A 19541-nucleotide genomic window follows, 5' to 3' on the forward strand; every position below is an offset into this window, starting at 1 on the left:
CGGGGCGACAGCGCGGTACGTGATCACTGACATGCTCGCCGCAGAGGCCGGTGGAGGGAAGGGCCACCCCGCCCCGCGCTCGTCACATCTGCAGCCACACCGCCTGGTCGGGCCCCAGCAGGCCGTTCTCCAGCGGTCCACTCGACAGGTAGACGGACGTGTGGCGGGGCAGCCGGTACGGCTCGGCGGAGAGGTTGACGACGCAGCCGAAGCCGGGGGCGCGGTGGAAGGCGAGGATGTCGTCCGGGCTGTCCAGCCAGGTCATGGTGCCGTCGCCGAGGGCGGGGTGCGCGCGGCGCAGCCGCAGAGCGGTGCGGTACAGCTCCAGCATGGAACCGGGGTCGCCGGTCTGGGCCGCGACCGTGCGGTCGGCCCAGTCGTGGGGTTGTGGCAGCCAGGGGGCGGCCTGGGCGTCCTCGGGGCTGAAGCCGTAGGGCGCGCTCCGGCCGGACCAGGGGATCGGTACGCGGCAGCCGTCGCGGCCGCGGTCGGTGTGGCCGGAGCGTTCCCAGATCGGGTCCTGCAGGACGGCCTCGGGCAGGTCCTCGACCTCGGGCAGGCCGAGCTCCTCGCCCTGGTAGACGTAGGCGCCGCCGGGCAGGGCCAGCATCAGCAGGGCGGCCGCCCGGGCGCGGCGGGTACCGAGGTCGAGGTCGAGGGGGCCGTCGGGGACGTACGGCTCACCGGCGGTCCAGCGCTTGACCGTGCCGCGGCCGTAGCGGCTGACGTGGCGCATGACGTCGTGGTTGGACAGGACCCAGGTGGCGGGCGCGCCGACCGCGCCGAGCATGGCGAGGGAGTCGTCGATGACGGCGCGGAGGTCCTTCGCGTCCCAGCCGCACATGAGGAAGTCGAAGTTGAAGGCGGTGTGCAGGCCGTCGGGGCGGACGTAGGCCGCCAGCCGTTCGGGGGTGTCCGCCCAGGCCTCGGCGACGAAGGAGCGGTCGCCGGGGAACTCGTCGGCCACCGTGCGCCAGGCGCGGTAGATGTCGTGGACCTCGTCGCGGTCCCAGTGCGGGTGGTCGATGTGCTGCCTGGGGCGCCGGTCGGGGTCGTCCCGGCGGGCGTTGGGGCCCAGCACCCCGGCCGGTTCGTCGCGCGGGGGCAGGTCGGGCAGCTCGGGGTGCTTGACGAGCCCGTGGGCGACGTCGATGCGGAAGCCGTCCACGCCCCGGCTGAACCAGAACCGCAGGACGGACTCGAACTCCGCCCGCACATCGGGGTGCTGCCAGTTGAGGTCGGGCTGCTGGGGCGCGAACAGGTGCAGGTACCACTGCCCGTCGGGCAGTCGCGTCCAGGCCGGGCCGCCGAAGCAGGACACCCAGTCGTTCGGCGGTTCGGCGCCGTCGGGTCCGCGGCCGGGCCGGAAGACGTAGCGTTCCCGTTCCGGGCTGCCCGGGCCGGCCGCGACCGCCGCCCGGAACCAGGGGTGCTGGTCGGAGGTGTGGTTGGGCACGATGTCTGGGATGACGCGCAGGCCGTGCCGGTGCGCCTCCTCGATGAGTTGCTCGGCCTCCTCCAGGGTGCCGAACACGGGGTCGATCGCGCGGTAGTCGGCCACGTCGTACCCGTGGTCGGCCATCGGCGACTCGTACCACGGGTTGATCCAGAGGGCGTCGACACCGAGCGACTTCAGGTAGGGCAGGCGGGAGCGGATGCCGGCGATGTCGCCGACGCCGTCTCCGTCGCCGTCGGCGAAACTGCGGATGTAGACCTGGTAGATGACGGCGCTGCGCCACCAGGGGGCTGTGTCGGGCATGGGATGGGTCCGTCCTTCGCGCGTTGGGTGGCTACTTCGCCGCGCCCGCGGTCAGTCCCGCGACGATACGGCGCTGGAAGAGCAGCACCATGACCACGAGCGGGATGGTGACGACGACGCCCGCGGCCATCTGGCTGCCGAACGGGGTCTGGTAGGTCGTGGCGCCGGAGAACTTCGAGATGGCGACCGTCGCGGTCTGCATGCCGGGCTTGTTGGTCATCGACAGGGCGATGAGGAACTCGTTCCAGGCGGCGATGAAGGTGATGATCGCGGTGGTGAACAGTCCGGGCGCGGCGAGCGGGACGATGACCTTGCGGAACGCCTGGCCCCGGGTGCAGCCGTCGACCATGGCGGCGTGCTCCAGTTCGTCGGGCATCTGCCGGAAGAAGGTGGTCAGGTTCCACACCGCCAGCGGCAGCGTGAAGGACATGCTGGGCACGATCATGGCCTGGTAGGTGTTGATCCAGCCGAGGTCCGTGAACAGCTTCAGCAGCGGCACGACGATCGACACGACCGGGAACATCGAGGTCGCGATGATCAGCGTCAGGATGAGCCGTTTGAAGCGGAACTCCAGCCGGGCCATCGCGTACGCGGTGAACGTGGCCAGCAGCAGCGACAGGGCCGTCGTGATGCCGGCGACGACCAGGCTGTTGAGCAGCGCGCGGGTGAAGCCCTGGGCGGGCCCGAACACCGAGCGGTAGTTCTCCAGCGACACCGGGGAGGGCCACAGGGAGGTGCTGAAGATGTCGGTGCTGCGGCGCAGGCTGGAGACCAGCATCCAGTAGAAGGGGGCGAGGCAGTAGGCCACCACGGCGGCGACCCCGGCGTACGGCAGCCACTGGCGCCACTTGACCGTGGGGGTCATGCGGCCACCTCCACCGGGTGGGTCGCGGTGCGCCGCCGTCGGTGCCGGCGCCCGGCGGCGCCCGTGCGCCGGGCGGTGGCGCCGAGGTCGCCGACCAGGTCGGCGCCGAGCAGCCGCACGAAGGCGAGTGCGATGAGGAAGACGTACAGGAAGAGCAGGACCGCGTAGGCGGAGGCCGGTCCGAAGCGGACGTTGGAGGCCTCGTTCTGCGCGAGCATCGACAGGGTCTCCACGGAGCTTTTCTGCGCGCCGATGAGGATGTAGGGCAGATCGAACATCCGCAGCGCGTCCAGGCACCGGAACAGCACCGCCACCAGCAGGGCCGGCTTCACCAGGGGCACGGTGATGTGCCAGAACCGGGCCCAGGCGCCGGCCCCGTCGATCCGGGCCGCCTCGTGCACCTCCTTGGGGATGACCTGGAGTCCGGCCAGCACCAGCAGACCGATGAAGGGCGCCGTCTTCCACACGTCGGCGATGATGACGGCGAACTTGGCCGCCAACCCGTCGGCTGTCCACAGAACCTGGTGGCCCATCAGCACATTCGCGATGCCGTCGGCGTTGAAGATCCACTTCCACAGCAGGCCGGAGATCGCCGTGGGAATCGCCCACGGCACGAGGATGCTCGCCCGCACCAGGGCCCGGCCGCGGAACGCCCGGTGCATGATGAGCGCCATGGCCACCCCGATCACCGTCTCCAGCGACACGGTGACCACGGTGAACAGCGTGGTGTTCCAGAAGGCGTTCCAGAACCGTCCCCCGGCCTGGGTGAAGATGTCGGTGTAGTTCCTCAGCCCCACGAACGGCTCGGTGTCCGAGATGAAACCGGTCTTCGCATCGAGCCCCTTCGGGCCGTACAGCGACTCGTTCAGGGCCATGAGCGTCGGGTAGAGCACCACGATCGTCAGCACCAGGAGCGTCGGGGAGACCAGCAGCGCCGCCAGCCGCCCCGCGCCCGTCGTCCTCGGCGTTCTCACTGCGCCGTCAGCTTCCGCAGGTCGGCCTGGAGGTCCTTCAGCGCCTGGGCGCTGCTCTTCTTGCCGGTCAGCGCGGCGTACACCTCCTGCTGGACCGCGGCCGTCACATCGCCGTACTGCACGACGCGCGGGCGGGGCACGGCGTGCGTGATGGACGCCTTCAGGTCGGGCAGGTACGGGTACTGCTTGTCCAGCGCCGCGTTGTCGTACAGGTCGGCGTAGGGCGGGGCGAGGGAGGCGTTCTTGAGGAAGTAGCCGGCGCTCTCCTCGCTGGTGAAGAACTTGATGAAGTCCAGCGCGGTGGCCTTGTGCTTGGCGAAGTGCGACAGGGCCAGGTCGGAGCCGCCCAGGCTGGAGGAGCCGGGGCCGTTCAGGCCGGGCAGCGGGGCGAGGGCGAACTTGCCCGCGATGCCGCTCTTTTGGGCCAGGGAGTACACGTAGGGCCAGTTGCGCAGGAAGATCAGCTTCCCGGACTGGAAGGCCTGACGGCTGTCCTCCTCCTGGTAGGTGACGGCTTCCTTGGGGATGGTGCCGTTCTTGAGGGAGTCGACCAGGAAGTCAAGGCCCTTCCTGGCCTGCGGGGTGTCGACGTCGGGCTTGCCGTCGGCGTCGGTGATCTGACCGCCGGCGGAGTTCACGGCTTCGGCGAAGTTCACCGTCAGGCCCTCGTACTTCTGCAGCTGCCCGGCGTAGCAGGACATGTTCTTCGCCTCGGGCAGTTTCTCCACCTTGGCGCAGTCGGCCGTCATCTGTGCCCAGGTGGCGGGGGGCCGGGTGATGCCGGCTTTCTTCAGCAGGTCGCTGCGGTAGAACAGCAGGCCGCCGTTGGAGCTGGCCGGGACGGCGTACAGCCTGCCGCGGTACTGGCCCGTCTCCACCACCGGCTTGAGCATCTTGTCCAGCGGGAACTCACCGGCGGGCAGCGGGTCGATCCACTGGTGGGCGGCGAATTCCGAGGTCCACACGACGTCGGTGGCGAGCACCGTGTACGCGTCGGACTTCGTCTCCGCGTTCTGGATCATCTGCTGGCGCTGCGAGTCGGCGTCCGTGGGCAGCTGGATGAAGGTGACCTTCTCCTTCGGGTGCAGCCTGTTCCAGCGGTTGATGATCATCTGCACGGTACCGGTGGTGTCCTTGCCGGCCACGTACGTGATGGGTCCGCGGCCCGTGAACGACGCCGGCGCGGACTGCGCCTGGCCGCTGCCGCCGGACGAGCCGCAGGCGGTGAGGAGGAGCCCGGCGGCGGCGAGGACGGCGGAACACTGAACGGCTCTGGCGGTGCTGGTCTTCACTGTCTCTCCTGGTCGTGCGGGACCGAAGTCGTGGCTGTTTCCCCGGGACGTCCGTGGTCATGGGATTGCGTTGTCACGGCATCGCACTGACAAAAACAGCAGGTCAGGTCCAGAAAAGGGCGCCGCTTCCGGAGCTGCGTGAAGCCTGTCGGGACAACGTTTGCACGCTAGGAGCGCGGAGTTGAGCCCGTCAATGCGTCCTTGCTTGGCAATACGGCAAGAAGATGGTGAGACAACGCTTGCAGGCCTGGCCCAGAACACAAGGGGTGGCTGTGCTACCGTCCGGCGCATGCCACCCGCCCAACGGCACCCCACCATGGCCGACGTCGCGGAACGGGCCGGAGTCTCCACGTCCACCGTCTCGCGCACGCTGCGCGGGGTGTCCACCGTCTCGCCGGAGGTACGCGCCCGTGTCGAGCGGGCCGCCCGCGAACTGGACTTCGCCGTCTCCCGCCACGCCGCCACCCTGGTCACCGGCCGCACCGGCAGCCTCGCGGTGCTCGTGCCCACGCTGACCTCGTGGTTCATGGGCTCCGCCCTGTCGGGTCTGGCCCCGGTGCTGCGCGCGGCGGGCATGGAACTGACGGTGTACGTTATTCCCGACCTGGCCGAGCGCACCTCGTTCTTCGAGCGGCTGCCGGCCCGGCGGAACGCCGACGCGCTGCTGGTGTTCTCCTTCGACCTCACCGACGAGGAGACCGCCCGGCTGGACACCCTCGGGATGCCGGTCATCTACGTCAGTCAGCACGTCGCCGGGCGCCCGAGCGTCTACGTCGACGACGTGGCCGGGGCGCTGCACGCCACCCGGCACCTGCTGCACCTGGGCCACCGGCGGATCGCCTTCGTGCGGGACGTCAGCACCAAGGGTTTCGCCTTCAGCTCCCACGAGCGGCTGATCGGCTACCGGCAGGCGCTCACCGAGGCGGGCCTCCCCCTGGACGACGGCCTGGTGGTGGCCACCCCGGCCGGGGACCGGCGCGGCGCCGCCGAGGCGGTCGGCGGGCTGCTGAGTCTGCGCGAGCCGCCCACCGCCGTCCTCGCCGAGCAGGACGAGATCGCCGTCGCCGTCATCCGCGCCCTGCGCACGACAGGGCTCGACGTACCCGGGCAGGTGTCCGTCGCCGGCTTCGACGACCAGCCGCTGGCCGAGTACTTCGACCTGACCACCGTCGCCCAGTCCCCCTCGGCCATCGGCCGCGAGGCCGGCGAACTCGCCCTGTCGCTCCTCAACGACCCGGGCGCCGACCGCGCCCGGCACCTCGTCCTGCCGACCCAGGTGGTTCCGCGGGCCAGCACGGCCCCGCCGCCCGCGCCCGCGGGGCCGCGCGACGGCTGAGACCGGCCGGTGCGGCTATGTTCCGCGGGTGCAACGGCCCGTCGGCGCCGTCGCCGGAGGGCGGCACTGGAGGGGGAAGTCGGCCGGGTCGGTGCTCAGGTAGCGGCCGATGCAGGTGTTCGCGGTGGTACGGCCCCGTTCGGCGCAGAACGCGAGCGCGGCGCGGCCGTCGGCGAACGGGCCCGGCGCGTGGATCACCCAGTAGCCCGGGCGCAGGGAGGCGTAGTCGTCGCTGCGCAGCACGGCCGCCTCGGGTACGGACGCCCGGATTCGGGCCAGAGCCCGGTCGCGGGCGTCCGTACCCGAGGAGACGGGCTCGGAGTGGAGCTGGGCGATCCAGCGGCCCGTGCCGGGCGGGACGGCGGGCGGCTCGGAGCGGGCGGACGGTGTCCTGCTGGGGGTGGGCGTGGCTGCCGGGCCGGAGGTCCGCGTCCGCACCGGCTCGGAACTCCGCTTCGGTGACGGGCCCGAGGCCGGTGTCCGGGTGGCCGGCCGGGAGGGTGTGCTCGCGGTGGCGGAGTCCCGCGCGTCGACGGTCTTGTCCTGGTCGACGGGGGTACGCAGGGTGAGGACGAGCGTGACGGCCGCGACCACGGCGAGGACGGCGCCGGCGGTGAGGAGGACCGGTGTGAGGCGGTGCGGCGCCTGCCGCGGGCGCGGCACGTCGGGCCGCGTCGGTGTGGGCGCCGGTGCCACCGTGACCGTCGGCTGGGCCCAGTGCGGTGTCGCGCCGGACTCCACCTGGGCGAGCATCGCGTCGAGCTGTCCGGCGTCGGGGCGGGCCGCCGGGTCGCGCACGAGGAGGGCCTGGAGGACGGGGGCGAGCGGGCCGGAGCGCACGGGCGGCGGAACGGGATCGTCCAGGACGGCGGCCAGGGTGGCGAGCGTGGTCTCCCGGCGCAGCGGGCTGACGCCCTCCGCGCACACGTACAGCACCAGCCCGAGGGACCACAGGTCGGACGCCGGGTCGTCGTTCCCGCCCCGGATCCGCTCGGGCGCCATGTACTCGGGGGAACCGACGAGTTCACCGGTGACCGTGAGGGCGGTCGCACCCTGGAGGGCGGCGATGCCGAAGTCGGTGAGGACGGCGGTGCCGTCGGGGCGGAGCAGGACGTTCGCGGGTTTGACGTCCCGGTGCTGGATGCCGGCCGCGTGCGCGGCCCGCAGGGCGGCCAGCACCTGCCGGCCGATGCGCGCCGCCTCGGAGGGAGCGAGCGGTCCGTCGGCCAGCCGCTGTTGCAGCGACCTGCCGGGCACCAGCTCCATCACGATCCACGGGTGCGGGTCGGCCTCGATGATCTGATGGACGGTCACGACATGCGGGTTGCTCAGCCGGGCCAGCGCCCTCGCCTCGCGCAGCACGCGCTCGCGCACGGCGTCGGAGGCCTCGGCGTCCGGGCGTACGGCCTTCAGCGCGACCTCGCGGTGCAGCACGGTGTCCCGGGCCCGCCACACCGTGCCCATCCCTCCGCTGCCGAGCCGCTCGATCAGCTCGAAGCGCCCGTCGATCACGTCCCCCGGTGCGTTCATGCGGGTCAGAGTAGGGCAGCGGACGCCGTCGCGGGGCCGGGTCGGTCACCGTGGCGGGGGACGCAGTGCCGTCAGGTCGTCCGGCAGCAGCTCGGGATGGTGGGCCGCCAGAGCCGCGCCGCCGAGCCACCAGCCGCGGTGGACCAGGGCGCGGCACAGCCCCCGATCGAGGCGGTCGAACACGGTCGGCACGAGGGCCAGGTCCTTCCCGTCGTAGGCGCGCTGCTCGGGGAAGGCCGCGCGCCAGCGGCGCAGGGCCTGCGGGCCGTCGGCCGGGAAGGCGGTGGACAGCTGGACCAGGACGCCCCGGCGGGCGCCGGGCGGCAGGGCGCCGTCCGGGCCGGCGTCCCTCGCGCGTTCGAACCGCTCGACGACGGCCCGGGTCCGCAGCGCGGTGCTCTGCCGGTACAGCAGGGAGTTGGCCCGGGCCAGGTCGCGGACGAGGGGGACGCGGCCGTACCCGCCGGGGCGCAGCAGGCCGCCGGCGTTCAGGACGTACAGGAAGGTGTGGCGGTAGCGGTCCCCGTCGATGGCCTCCAGGCCGGTGTTGTCGTACGTGCCGCCGTCCAGCAGGGCGGGCGGGTGCGTGGCGCACGGGAAGGGGGCCGGGTCGAGGACCACCGGCGGGAAGGCGCCGGGTACGGCGGCGGAGGCGGACACGGCGCGGCTCAGCCGCAGTCGGGTGCCGGCGGTGCGGGCCAGGCCGATGGTGTAGTCGCCGTACACGTCGCGTTCGAAGGTGAAGCGGGCGCCGGTGGTGAGGTTCGCGGCGTTGACGATCCAGCGCACCTCGGGATCCAGCCGTTGCAGTTCCGTCCCGTGGAAGAACCAGTCGTCGAAGCGGCCGGCCAGCAGGTCGGTGCGGGTGGCGGGGCCGACGGTCCGCCACAGGCCGAGGACGAGGGCCTGTTTCAGGGAGTGCGAGCAGACGCGCTCGACGAGCGGGTCGATGACGAGGTCGTCGACGGCCCGGGAGGTGAAGCCCGCCTGGCGCAGGGACGGCCAGGCGGTGGCGAGGCAGCCGTTGGCGACCGAGCCGCCGGACACCGAGGAGGAGTACCGCAGCCGGGGCAGCAGCCCGGTGTCGGCGAGCAGCCGGACGAAGCCCAGGGCGGAGAGGGTGGCGCGGAAGCCGCCGCCGGACAGGGCGAGCGCCACCGGGTGCGCCGTGGCGGGCGGTTCGGCCGGGCGGAGCGGGTCGCCGCAGGGGCGGGCCGTCAGGCCGGTGCCGACGGCGGGCGAGTCGACGAGCCACGACGGGTCGGCGGCCACGGGGGCCGAGGACGGGGCGGGGGCGTGCCGGGAGGAGGTCATGGCCGGTCTCCGATGGTGATGACGAGTGACTGGTCGGCGGGTCCACGGACGTCGACGTCGAAGGCGCGTCCCCGGCGCAGGGTGGTGAGCGTCTCCTCGGCGAAGGGGATGTGGTTCGTCAGGTGGATGACGTACGGGTCGTCCGGGTCGCGGGACTCCACGAGCCAGCGCAGGGTGTCCTCGTGCGGATGGTGGTGGCGGACACCGTCGGCGGATATCACGTAGTGGTCGGCCCGGATCCGCTCGAAGAAGCCGGGTTCGACGTTGCGGTCGCTGCCGTGGTGCGGGAGCTTCAGCAGGTCGACGTGGAGCGGTTCGCCGTCGCCGAGCAGGCCGAGGTCGTGCAGCCCGGCCAGCACGTGGTCGCCGCGGGCGTCGCCGGTGAGCAGGGCGGTACGGCCCTCGTGGCGCAGCAGCAGGACGATGCTGGAGAGGTTCGGCACCGAGTCGTCGGCGTACGCGGCCGTGATGACGTCGGGGTCGCCGCGCCGCTTCGCCTCGCGCCAGCGTTCCGCCAGTTCCGCCAGTGCCGCCTCGTCGGGCGCCACGACGGTGACGTCCAGGTCGCCGAGGGTGGCTGCGGCGCCCTCGACGAGCGGGCCGCCGAACGGGGCATTGCCGTCGAGGTGCAGCGCGGTGGCGGCGTTGCGGATGTCGCGTCCCTGGCCGTAGCTGGCGGTGACCGCCGTGTCCGTCTCGGCGGCGCGCTGCAGGAGGGGGCGGACGGAGGCGCTGAGCCCGGGGGCGTGCCGGTCGATCAGTTCCTCCACGGAGTTGAACCACAGGGCGTCCACGGCGTACGGGAGGGCCTCGCCGTCCTGCTGGGCCTGCCGCAGGTCGCGGAAGAGCCGGACCAGGCCGCCGGCGTGGTCGTCGTCGACGTGGGACAGGCACACGACGTCGAGATGCGGCGGGGCGTCGCCGCCCGGTGCGCCCAGCTGCCGCAGCCGGGCCTGGAGTGTGGCCCGGTAGACGCCGCCGGGTCCGCCGTCGACGAGCATGACGCGTTCGCCGGGTGTGCCCCAGCGGACGAGGAAGCAGTCGCCGTGCCGGGCGTCGAGGAAGTCGAAGGTGAACATGTCGGCCTGCCTCACTGCAGCGGCCGGCGGACCGTCAGACGGACTGCATGGCGCGCAGCACGTCGACGAGTCCGTGGCCCTGGAAATCACGTTCGCGGGCGAGGTCGGTCGCCGTCGCGCAGAGGATGTCCTTCACGCGTTCGGGGCGGCCGAGCAGCTCGCGGTGACGGGACAGCAGCATGGCGGCGGCCCCGCTGACGTGGGCCGCGGCCTGGCTGGTCCCGTGCATGGCGGCGATGCCCTCCCCGGGGATGGGCCCGTCGATGTCCTCCCCCGGCGCGACCAGGTCGGGTTTGGGCCGTCCGTCGCCGGTGGGGCCGCGGCTGGAGAAGTAACTGACGCCGTGGCGGTGCGGGTTGCTGCGGTGGGTGGAGCCGACGGTGATGACGGACTCGGCGTTGCCGGGGTCGGAGATGCTGATGTTCTGGTAGTCGGCACCGAGGGTGCGCACGGTGCCGGTGAACCCGGCGTTCCCGGCCGCGGTGACGACCACGACACCCGACCGGGTGAGGCGGTCGCACTCGACGCACACGGGTGTCCAGCCGGTGGAGTGGGTGGCGACGTCGTGCGGCACCGACAGGCTGATGTTGACCCCGGCGATGACGTACCGTCCCGCGTGCTCGTTGATGTACCGGACCGCCTGGAGCGCGGTGACGATCGAGAACTCGTCGCCTTCGCCCCGGTCGTCGAGGACCCGGAAGTCGTAGAGCCGGATGCGCGGGCAGATGCCGCGGAAGTCCAGGTCCGGCCACCAGCCGCCGATGATGCCGGCGATGTGGGTGCCGTGCTGGTCGCCGGGCGGCGGCTGCAGCGGCCGTGCGTGGCCCGGGGTGGGGGTGGTCTCGACGGACGGCAGGGCGGCGGACCAGTTGACGAGTCCGCTGACGAGCACGTCGGCGGAGAGTTTGTCCCGTACGCCGGTGAAGTCGAAGGAGCGGGCGATGCGCGACTCCAGCTGCCGTGGCGTGGCGCCGGAGACGTCCCAGTCGTGGAAGGCGGGGTGCCGGGCGTCGATGCCGCTGTCGACCACGGCCCAGCCGAGGGAGGCGGTGTCCACCGAGAAGACCTGCTCGGCCGCGTCGGCCTTGATGGTCCGCCGGGAGCGGACGACCGCCCGGGTCGCCCGCCGGTTCGTCGTCACGGACTCGATCGGGTACTTCAGCCTGCGGTCGGCCGGCCGCCCGGCCGGCGTGTGGGGCCCGCGCACCGGTGCCGTGTCCGGGACGACGTCGTCCAGCATGCCGACCAGGACGCCGGTGACGGCCCGCTCGGGGTCCTCGGTGCGGGCCAGGTCGGGGCGGGCGGTCGCGATGACCCGGTGCAGCAGCCTCAGGAACCAGGTCAGGTGCCGGCCGCGTTCCTGACGGCGCTCGAGATTGTCGTGGATCTCGCTGGTGGCCGGGGCCCGGACGTGTCCGGCGCGGGCCGCGTCGATGCCCTCGGCGCCGCTGTCGCGGGCGATCTCGTGGGCGACCCGGACCACGCCGGCGAGGCTGGTCAGCGGCAGGAAGTCGCTGACCAGTTCCGTCAGGGTCAGCCGGGCCGCCACGAAGCTGCCGGCCGCGACGGGGCAGCACGGTCCGACCAGCCGGCGGCTCTCGAAGCGTTCCAGCACCCGTTCGACGCCGTACTCCTCGCGGATCGCCAGGATCAGGTCCTGCCGGTCGGTGCCGTGGCCGTCGGTGCCGCCCGTCCCGGGCCCGGCGTCGGGCGGCACCGACGGCTCAGGCGAGGGCGGCGGCGGTGACGGCGGCGGCCCGGCGAAGGCGAGCCACACGTCGAAGTGGACGGGGCAGTCGGTGGCCCACAGGACGGGGACGGGTCCCTCCCCGTAGAACACCGCCATGAGATCCGCTCGGTCCATGAGGGCTCCCCAAGCGCGGGCGGTACCAGCCGGAGGGCTGATTCCCATCGTCCGCCCTGGTCATGAGCACTGCAACCGGACGGTCAGGTCCCCGTCGCCGGCCGCGCGGCGTGGGCCGTCCAGTCCAGGATACGCACGGCCGCCCCGGCGGCTTCCAGACCCCGGCAGTGCGCGTGGTGGCGGCGCGTGATGCCGTCCAGGTCGAGGTGCGCGCCGAACGCCGGGTGCGCGGTCAGGCGGCGGGCGTAGTCCCACAGGGCGGGGTGGCCGGCGATACGGTGCACGGCCGACGCGTCCAGGTGCTCGCGGTGCACGGTGTCCAGTTGGACCAGCGTGCCCCACAACACCACGTCGGCGGCGGTGACGTGATCACGGATCAGGTAGGTGCGGCCGGCCAGCCACCGCTCCAGCGCGCCGAGCGTCTCCAGCAGCCGGCCGAGCGCCGCGGCACGGTCCTCCCGCTGCCCCGCACCGGCCGATCCGGCATGCTGCGCGGCCTCCTCGATGCCCTGCGCGCACATCCGCTCCACGGCCTCGATCTCCGACTCCGCGTCGCGCGGGTACAGCGCGGCACGGTCGCCGCCGAAGCGCCGGGCCAGGTCGCGGGTGATGTCGGGGGCGTGGGTGCTGACGATCCGCCCCGACCAGTCGTCGCTGAGCACCGGCGCCCCGGCCGGCCCGGCGTACCGGTGCGCGCTGGCCTCGTACAGCGGGCGCAGCGCGCTGTAGCCGCCGTCGGGGCTGTCGGGTACGGCGGGCAGGCAGGCGACCGGACAGATGTCCCCGAGGCCCAGCAGGCTGTGCGTGACGGCGATACGCAGGCCGTCCGGGCAGGCGCGGGACAGGTGCAGTCGGTAACGGCGCGGCACGGCGTAGTGGCCACTGCGCGCGTCCCGCCCGATCCGGCCCCGGAAGGCCGGGGCGGACTGCGGGAGCGTGTGGACGGCTGGCGGTGCGACGGACATGTCTCTCCCTGGGGCAGGCGCGGACGGTGGGGTGACGGAACGGCGTGGGAGTGGGTGCGTTGGTGGGTTGCGGAGTGGGCTTGGGCCGGGCGGGTGCGGGGCGGAAGCTGTGTACGAGCGGGTGGGTGGGTCTGTGACGGAGTGGCTGTCGAGCGGGCCGGTGTGGGGCGGAACGGCCGTGGATCGGGTGGGTGTGTGGGGGGAACGGCGTCGGAGGGGGTGGGTGGCGGAAGGTGTGGCGGGCGGGTGTGGGGCGGAAGCGGTGTAGGAGCGGACCGGGGTGGGGCGGAGCGGCCGTAGGTCAGGCGGGTGTATGGCGGGCGTGGCGTAGGGCGGACGTGGCGTAAGGCGGACGGGTGCGAGGCCGAACGGTGTAGGCGCGGGCGAGTGCGGGGCGGAAAGGGTGGAGGAGCGGCGGATACGAGGCGGTGCCTCGGTGGGGCGGGGCCCTTGGTGCGCGCTGGCGCGGTCGGGGTCCTGTGCGGCGTCGGCTACCGGGAGCGGGACCGCTGCGGTTGCGCCCGGCCACCGGGTCGGCGGCCCCCTGGCTGGCGGTCGGCCAGTCCTGGCAGGCAGGCGACGCCCCCAGCCACCGGGCGGCCACTGCCAGCCTGACGGCGGCGCTGCCAGGCGGGCGGCGGCGCTGCCAGGCGGGCGGCGGCGCTGCCAGCAAGCGGGCGGCCACTGCCGGCAAGCGATGCTCCCCGCCAACAGGCGGCCACGACCACCCAGCAAGCGGCGCTCCCCGCCAACAGGCGGCAACTACCAGCCGGCAAGCGGCGCTCCCCGCAAGCGGGTGGGCGGCTCTCAGCCAAACGGGCGGCCGGTCTCACCAGGCGGGCTGTCCCAGCCGCCAGGCGGCCAGTCCCGTCTGGCGGGCAACGCTTCCGGTCATCGGGCGATGCCCCCAGCCACTAGGCAACCAGCACCGCCAGGCAGGTGGCGCTCCCACACACCAGGCAGCCCCCAGCGAGCGGGCAGCCTCCCCGCTGGGGGGCAGCCTCCCTGCCGGCGGGCGGCGCTCCCCGCAACCGGGCAGCCAGCCCCAGCAGGCGGACAGCGCCCCAACCACTAGGCAGCAGCCCCGCCAGGTAGGCGGCGGTCCCACACTCCAGGTAGCCCCAGCGAGCGGGCAGCCTCCCTGCCGGCGGGCGGCCTCGCTGCCAGCGGGCGGCGCTCCCCGCAACCGGGCAGCCAGTCCCAGCAGGCGGACAGCGCCCCAGCCACCAGGCGGCGAGTCCCTGACAGAGGAGCGCCCCCAGCCACCGGCCACCCAGCACCCGACGGTCGAGCCCACCCCCAGCCACCGGCGAGCCAGTCCAAGCAGGCACGTGGCACCCTCGGCCAGGCGGCCAGTCCCGAAAGGGCCAGTTCCGGAAGGCAGACAGCCCCGGCTAGCAGGCGGGGCTGATCGCGCTGCAGACGCGCAGGAGATCGATGTGCCGACGGGAGGTGAGAAGCAGCGACGGCCCGGGGGTACGGCTCATCAGGCCGGTGACCGGTTCAAGACGCCCCATAGTTTCCTACCCGTTCACTAGGATTGACTGTGAGTGTCGATCCGCTTCCGCCCCGCGTCAAGGGCGCGTCCACAGGCTGGAAGCCCTGCGGGATACTGTGCGCATGCGGATCTCAGCCAGGGCGGACTACGCGGTACGTGCCGCACTGCAGCTCGCCGCGTCCGAGGACGACGAGCCGGTGAAGGCCGAAGCCATCGCGGACGCCCAGGACATCCCGCACAAGTTCCTCGAAGGCATCCTCAACGACATGCGGCGCGGCGGGCTGGTCCAGAGCCGGCGCGGCGGCAACGGCGGCTACCGCCTCGCCCGGCCCGCCGACACCATCAGCATCGCCGACGTCATCCGGGTCGTGGACGGCCCCCTGGTCTCCGTCCGCGGCGTCCGCCCGCCCGACCTCGCCTACACCGGACCCGCCGCCTCACTGCTCCCCCTGTGGATCGCCCTGCGGGCCAACGTGCGCCAGATCCTCGAAGGCGTCTCCCTCGCCGACCTGGCCGCGGCCCAGCTGCCCGCCGAGGTGGCGGCGCTCACCGACGCCCCGGGCGCCTGGACGAACCCCTGAGTCAGGACGCCAGCTCGCGCAGGGCCGTGCCGAGCGTCGCCACCGACTCGGCGATGACGCCGGGCGGGGTGGCGGCGTAGCCGAGGACGAGGCCGGGGCGGCCGGGCCGTTGCCGGTGCCACGACAGCGGCTGGCACTTCACCCCCCGCTCCAGGGCCGCGGCGGCCAGCACCGTGTCGGGCACGTCGGCCGCATAGGTGACGGTCAGGTGCAGACCGGCCGCGGCGCCGTGCACCACCGCACCCGGCAGGTGCTCGGCGAGGGCGGCGATCATCGCGTCGCGGCGTGCGCGGTGCCGGCCGCGCAGCAGCCGCAGGTGGCGTTCGAGTGCGCCGGACTCCATCAGGTGGGCGAGGACGAGCTGGGGCAGGACGGCGTTGCCCAGGTCGGTGAAGCGTTTGGCGTCGGTGAGCGGACCGAGGTACTGCGGCGGCGGGACCATCCAGCCCGTCCGCAGCGCGGGCGCCAGCAGTTTGGAGACGCTGCCCAGGTAGCAGACCCGGTCGGTCAGGGCGCGCAGCGCGGGGACGGGCGGCCGGTCGTAGCGGTGCTCGGCGTCGTAGTCGTCCTCGAGGATCAGGCCGCCGTCCCGGGCCCAGCCCAGCAGGTCGCGGCGGCGCTCGCCGCTCGTCACCACCCCGGTGGGGAACTGGTGGGCGGGGGTGAGCAGCACCGCGCGGGCGCCCGTGGCGCGCAGGGCGTCCACGCGTACCCCGTCACCGTCGACCGGCACCGGCGGTGTGGCCAGGCCGCCGTGGCGCAGGTGCTGGCGGGAGCCGAGCGAGCCGGGGTCCTCCACCGCGACGGCGTCCACGCCGTCGCCGCGCAGGACGGGGTGCAGCAGGGTGAGCGCCTGGGCGGTGCCGGCGACGATCAGCACCTGCTCCGGCCGGACCCGGATGCCCCGGTTGCGGGCCAGCCAGCCGGCGACGGCCCGGCGCAGCCGTAGGTCGCCACGGGGGTCGCCGTAGCCGAGCTGGTCCGCCGACAGCTCGGCGAGCACGGCGCGTTCGGCGCGCAGCCAGGCCGCGCGCGGGAAGGCGGCGAGGGCCGGCCTGCCGGGGGTGAAGTCGGCGTGGGCGGGAGCGGCCCGCAGCAGGTCGAAGACGTCCGCGTCCGGTTCCGCGGCGAACAGGGCGCCGGGCACGGCCCGGTGGGCGGCGCCCGGGGCCGGGGGCTCGGGCGCGCAGGGCGCCGCGGGAACGGAGTGCGGCGCGGCGACCACCACCGTGCCGCCGCGCCGGCGCCCCTCGACGTGCCCGTCCTCGGCGAGGCGCCGGTACGCCTCGGTGACCACGCCCCGCGACAGGCGCAGTTCGGCGGCGAGCACCCGGGTGGGCGGCAGCCGGTCGCCCACGGCCAGCCGGCCGTCCGCGATCGCCTGCCGCAGCTGCCCGGCCAGCCAGTCCGCCTTGCCGCCGGCGGGCATGCGGCCGGCGTCGAGCAGCAGGAAGTCGGCCCCACGGGCCGGGGCACCGCCCGGCTCCGGCGCTGCCGTGGGGGTGCGCGCCGTGGCCCCGCCCGTCCGCCCCTGGTCCATCGCGTCCATGCTGTCACGCGCGGCTCAGCCGCCGTAGGTGAACTCCGGTGCGGACGGGGTGAGGAGGGACGGCTCGCCGGGGCACGCTCCGAGCGCGGCCAGTTCCCCGGCGAGGGTCTCCAGCAGCTCGGGCACGGTCCGGGCGCCCCCGTCGTGCATGGCCTCGGCGACGACGAGGACCCGGCGGGTGTGCGCGCCGACCGCCGAGTGGCCGCTCTGCCGGTGGGTCCAGCGCCGGGCGTGCGCCCGTCCGGCGGAGTCGGCGAAGGTGACCTCGCCGGGAGCGGGGTGCTCGATGCCGCCGCCGAACGCGGTGTACCGCTCGTCGCCGCGGGCGTGGCGCACCTCCAGCAGGGGTCCGGCGATGCGGTCGGCGTCGAGCGCCGCGACCGGGACGGCGTACGCGGCCGACAGCGCGTTGCACAGGTCCACCACCGGGTGGATGCGCGGCAGCGTGCCCTCCTTGCGCAGGCGTCGCAGCAGGGACTCCGAGGCGCATCGGTACTGTGTGGGCTTGAGCCCCATCCGGGAGAACGCCCGCCGCCAGGCGGTCACTTCGGGGAACTCGCTCTCGGGCGCACCGGCCAGCCGGGCCGCGGCCCGGGCGGTGTACGCGGCGACGCGCGGCCCGGTGCCGGCGGGGGCGTCCGCACCGGTGGCGTACAGTGCGCCGGCGGTGAGCTCGGGGTAGGCGGACCACAGGGCGTCCGCATGCCGGAACCGCATGCTCACGCCACCGCCAGCCGCGCGCCCAGAGCCACGAAGCAGGCGGCGCACACCCGGCGGATCCCGGTCATCGTCCCGGGCCGTGCCCGTACCCGGTCACGCACGGCGGCGGCCCCGATCCCGTACGCGGCGAACACCACGAAGGTCACCGCCATGAAGACGGCGCCGAGCCGCAGCAGCGCGCCGGGGGAGCCGCCGTCGCCCGCGGGGACGAACTGCGGCAGGAACGCCACGAAGAACACCGTCAGCTTGGGGTTGAGCAGGTTGACCAGCACCGCGGACGTGATCACGCGGGACGCCGGACGCGGCGCGGCCTCGCCCGGGACGGTCAGCGCGTCCTCGCCGCGCAGGGTGGCCCAGGCCAGGTACAGCAGGTAGCCGACCCCGAGGTACTTCACCGCCTCGTACGCCACGGGGCTGGTGCGCAGCAGCGCGGCGAGGCCGGTGATCGTCGCCACCAGGTGCGGCACGACGCCCAGGGTGCAGGCCAGCGCGGCGAGCACGCCTGCCCGCCGGCCGTGGGAGAGGCCGGCGGCGAGGGTGTACAGCACACCGCTGCCGGGGATGACCACCACGGCGAGGGTGGTCAGCAGGAACGCGATGCTCAAGGAGACCTCCGGGGTTCGGGGTCTCCCACTGTGTCCGGCCCTTGGCCCTTCCGGCAGAGCCAAAGCGGGTCCGGTTCACCGGTCCATATCGCCGAGGTGCGGGCAGTGTCAGTCGATGACGGGGCTGCGGCGTTCGAGGAGGACGACGTCGCGCCAGCGGCCGTGGTGACGGCCGATGCGCTCGCGGGTGCCGACGACGCGGAAGCCGGCCCGCCGGTGCAGGGCCATGCTGGCGGTGTTCTCGGGGAAGACCCCGGACTGGATGGTCCAGATCCCGGCCGCCTCGGTGGAGTCGATGAGCGCCCCGAGCAGCGCGGCGGCCACTTTGCGGCCCCGGGCGGCGGGGGCGACGTAGACGGAGTGCTCCACCACACCGGTGTAGGCGCAGCGGTCGGAGACCCGGGTGGCGGCGACCCAGCCGAGCACCGTACCGGCGTCGTCGAGGGCGGCGAAGCGGTGCCCGGGCAGCTTGGCCGCGTCGAACGCCTGCCAGGTCGGCGCGGTCGTCTCGAAGGTGGCGTCGCCTTCGTCGATGCCCGCCTGGTAGATCGCCAGGACCTGGTCGGCGTGCTCGGCGGTGAGCGGTACGACCCTCACGCCGGAGGGTGTGGACGGGTCGGGCACGGCGTGCTCCCCCTGGTGCGCGGGCCGGTCGGTGCGGTGGTCCCAGGTCCCGTACCGCCCGGCTCGGGGTCCGGGCCGCGTCAGGGCCTGTCGACACGCGTCCATTCTGCGCGCTGCCGCCCTGCGCCGGGCCGTCAGCCCGTCGTCCGCCCCCACCGCCTGTCGATCCGCTCCCACTCGGCGTCCCACTGCGCCATGCGCCGCCGCTCCAGCCCCAGCCGGGCCGCCGAGACCGTGCCCACGGACAGCACGCTCACGCCCAGCGCGGCCAGGACGCCACCGGCGACCGCGTTCCACCGGGCCTCCCCCTCGGTCATCGGCTCGGCTGTGACCTGGCCCTGCCCGTCCGTCCAGACGGTGACCGTCGTGCCGGTCGCCGCCCGCGGCGCCACCCTCGCGTCGTCCGTCCGCTTCGAGCCGTCCGGCGCGGTCCAGCGCACCGTCGCCCATACCCGGCTGTCGGTCCCCTCCCCCGCGGGCACGCCGTCCTTCGCGCGCTCCACGACCACGGCGGTAACCGGGTGGCTCCCCGCCCGCTGCCGGTCGGCGGCCCGCTGGACCGCGTCCGCGGTCAGCAGCGCCGCCGCCAGACCGCCCAGCAGGGCGAGCACCCACCCGGCCAGCACGATCCAGGCCTCGATGAGGTCGCTGCGCCGCCTGAGCGGATTACGCCGCCACCGCCACCACCGCACACACGCGCTCCGTGACCCACCCATCGGGCGACACCCCCTTGAGCACCGGCGGCACACTTCCAGTGTGCGCCTGTTCCCGGCCGGAGGCGGCCCGTGCGGGACCGGATGCCGCGCGACACCTTCGGCCGAGGCTCGGCCGGTGGGCGAGCAGGATCCGCAGGCGCGCCAGCCGGCTCGCGACGTACGCGGCGGCCGGTGCAGGGTCCGGCGAGCCGGAGCCGGAGGCCAGGTGCGGCGACACCGCACGCGGGCAGGGCGCGCCGCCCCGCATGGCGGGGTCGGTGAGGAAGGAAA

At 74.0% G+C, this 19541-nt stretch carries 17 protein-coding genes; 2 read left to right on the top strand and 15 right to left on the bottom strand.

Annotated features, from left to right (window positions below; all coding sequences use genetic code 11):
* Positions 1-82 precede the first annotated feature (82 nt).
* Genes AB0K80_RS25835 through AB0K80_RS25850 form a run of 4 tightly spaced genes read right to left on the bottom strand, consistent with a single transcriptional unit; the run spans position 83 to position 4890 of the window.
* Positions 83-1759: a glycoside hydrolase family 13 protein gene (locus tag AB0K80_RS25835; protein WP_365673505.1), complete on the bottom strand. Its 1677-nt coding sequence runs from the start codon at positions 1757-1759 to the stop codon at positions 83-85.
* Between the two features lie 31 nt (positions 1760-1790).
* Positions 1791-2624, bottom strand: coding sequence for a carbohydrate ABC transporter permease (locus AB0K80_RS25840; RefSeq protein WP_365673508.1), 834 nt, complete (start codon positions 2622-2624; stop codon positions 1791-1793).
* A complete protein-coding gene (locus AB0K80_RS25845; RefSeq protein ID WP_365673510.1) occupies positions 2621-3598 on the bottom strand; it encodes a sugar ABC transporter permease in 978 nt (325 codons plus the stop codon). The genes AB0K80_RS25840 and AB0K80_RS25845 overlap by 4 nt, the downstream gene beginning before the upstream one ends.
* Positions 3595-4890, bottom strand: coding sequence for an ABC transporter substrate-binding protein (locus AB0K80_RS25850; protein ID WP_365673512.1), 1296 nt, complete (start codon positions 4888-4890; stop codon positions 3595-3597). Before AB0K80_RS25850 ends, AB0K80_RS25845 begins: the two co-directional genes overlap by 4 nt.
* Before the next feature lie 289 nt (positions 4891-5179).
* Here AB0K80_RS25850 and AB0K80_RS25855 point away from each other — a divergent pair, with 289 nt between their 5' ends.
* Positions 5180-6226 carry a LacI family DNA-binding transcriptional regulator gene (locus AB0K80_RS25855; RefSeq protein WP_365673513.1) on the top strand — a complete coding sequence of 349 codons (1047 nt, stop codon included), beginning with the start codon at positions 5180-5182 and terminating at the stop codon, positions 6224-6226.
* A 15-nt stretch (positions 6227-6241) separates the two neighbouring features.
* On the opposite strand, the gene AB0K80_RS25860 is transcribed toward AB0K80_RS25855, so the two are convergent.
* The 6 genes from AB0K80_RS25860 to AB0K80_RS25885 form a co-directional block, all read right to left on the bottom strand.
* Positions 6242-7756 (bottom strand): protein kinase, encoded by a 1515-nt coding sequence (locus AB0K80_RS25860; protein ID WP_365673515.1) that lies wholly within the window; start codon positions 7754-7756, stop codon positions 6242-6244.
* A 45-nt stretch (positions 7757-7801) separates the two neighbouring features.
* A complete protein-coding gene (locus tag AB0K80_RS25865; protein ID WP_365673516.1) occupies positions 7802-9070 on the bottom strand; it encodes a patatin-like phospholipase family protein in 1269 nt (422 codons plus the stop codon).
* On the bottom strand, positions 9067-10149 hold the full coding sequence (locus AB0K80_RS25870) for an MBL fold metallo-hydrolase (protein WP_365673518.1): 1083 nt from the start codon (positions 10147-10149) through the stop codon (positions 9067-9069). The genes AB0K80_RS25865 and AB0K80_RS25870 overlap by 4 nt, the downstream gene beginning before the upstream one ends.
* 34 nt (positions 10150-10183) lie before the next feature.
* Complete coding sequence (locus AB0K80_RS25875) at positions 10184-12013, bottom strand: S8 family serine peptidase (RefSeq protein ID WP_365673520.1); 1830 nt, start codon at positions 12011-12013, stop codon at positions 10184-10186.
* A gap of 83 nt (positions 12014-12096) precedes the next feature.
* Positions 12097-12978: a glutathione S-transferase C-terminal domain-containing protein gene (locus AB0K80_RS25880; protein WP_365673522.1), complete on the bottom strand. Its 882-nt coding sequence runs from the start codon at positions 12976-12978 to the stop codon at positions 12097-12099.
* A gap of 1394 nt (positions 12979-14372) precedes the next feature.
* The gene (locus AB0K80_RS25885; protein ID WP_365673524.1) at positions 14373-14495 is read right to left on the bottom strand and encodes a putative leader peptide; all 123 of its coding nucleotides are present in this window, start codon (positions 14493-14495) and stop codon (positions 14373-14375) included.
* Between the two features lie 103 nt (positions 14496-14598).
* Between AB0K80_RS25885 and AB0K80_RS25890 the strand changes: the two genes are divergently transcribed.
* Complete coding sequence (locus AB0K80_RS25890) at positions 14599-15057, top strand: Rrf2 family transcriptional regulator (RefSeq protein WP_365673527.1); 459 nt, start codon at positions 14599-14601, stop codon at positions 15055-15057.
* Position 15058: 1 nt separating this feature from the next.
* On the opposite strand, the gene AB0K80_RS25895 is transcribed toward AB0K80_RS25890, so the two are convergent.
* The 5 genes from AB0K80_RS25895 to AB0K80_RS25915 all read right to left on the bottom strand — a co-directional run bounded on the left by AB0K80_RS25895 (position 15059) and on the right by AB0K80_RS25915 (position 19271).
* Positions 15059-16486: a PLP-dependent aminotransferase family protein gene (locus AB0K80_RS25895; protein WP_365673563.1), complete on the bottom strand. Its 1428-nt coding sequence runs from the start codon at positions 16484-16486 to the stop codon at positions 15059-15061.
* A gap of 135 nt (positions 16487-16621) precedes the next feature.
* Entirely contained in the window at positions 16622-17323 is a 702-nt protein-coding gene (locus AB0K80_RS25900; RefSeq protein WP_365673529.1) for a phenylalanine--tRNA ligase beta subunit-related protein, read from the bottom strand.
* A gap of 2 nt (positions 17324-17325) precedes the next feature.
* Complete coding sequence (locus AB0K80_RS25905) at positions 17326-17931, bottom strand: LysE family translocator (protein ID WP_365673531.1); 606 nt, start codon at positions 17929-17931, stop codon at positions 17326-17328.
* A gap of 108 nt (positions 17932-18039) precedes the next feature.
* Positions 18040-18555, bottom strand: coding sequence for an N-acetyltransferase family protein (locus AB0K80_RS25910; protein WP_365673532.1), 516 nt, complete (start codon positions 18553-18555; stop codon positions 18040-18042).
* 134 nt (positions 18556-18689) lie between these two features.
* Complete coding sequence (locus tag AB0K80_RS25915) at positions 18690-19271, bottom strand: hypothetical protein (protein WP_365673534.1); 582 nt, start codon at positions 19269-19271, stop codon at positions 18690-18692.
* Positions 19272-19541: the final 270 nt, after the last annotated feature.

It is taken from the genome of Streptomyces sp. NPDC052682, from assembly GCF_040678435.1.
Classification (GTDB): domain Bacteria; phylum Actinomycetota; class Actinomycetes; order Streptomycetales; family Streptomycetaceae; genus Streptomyces.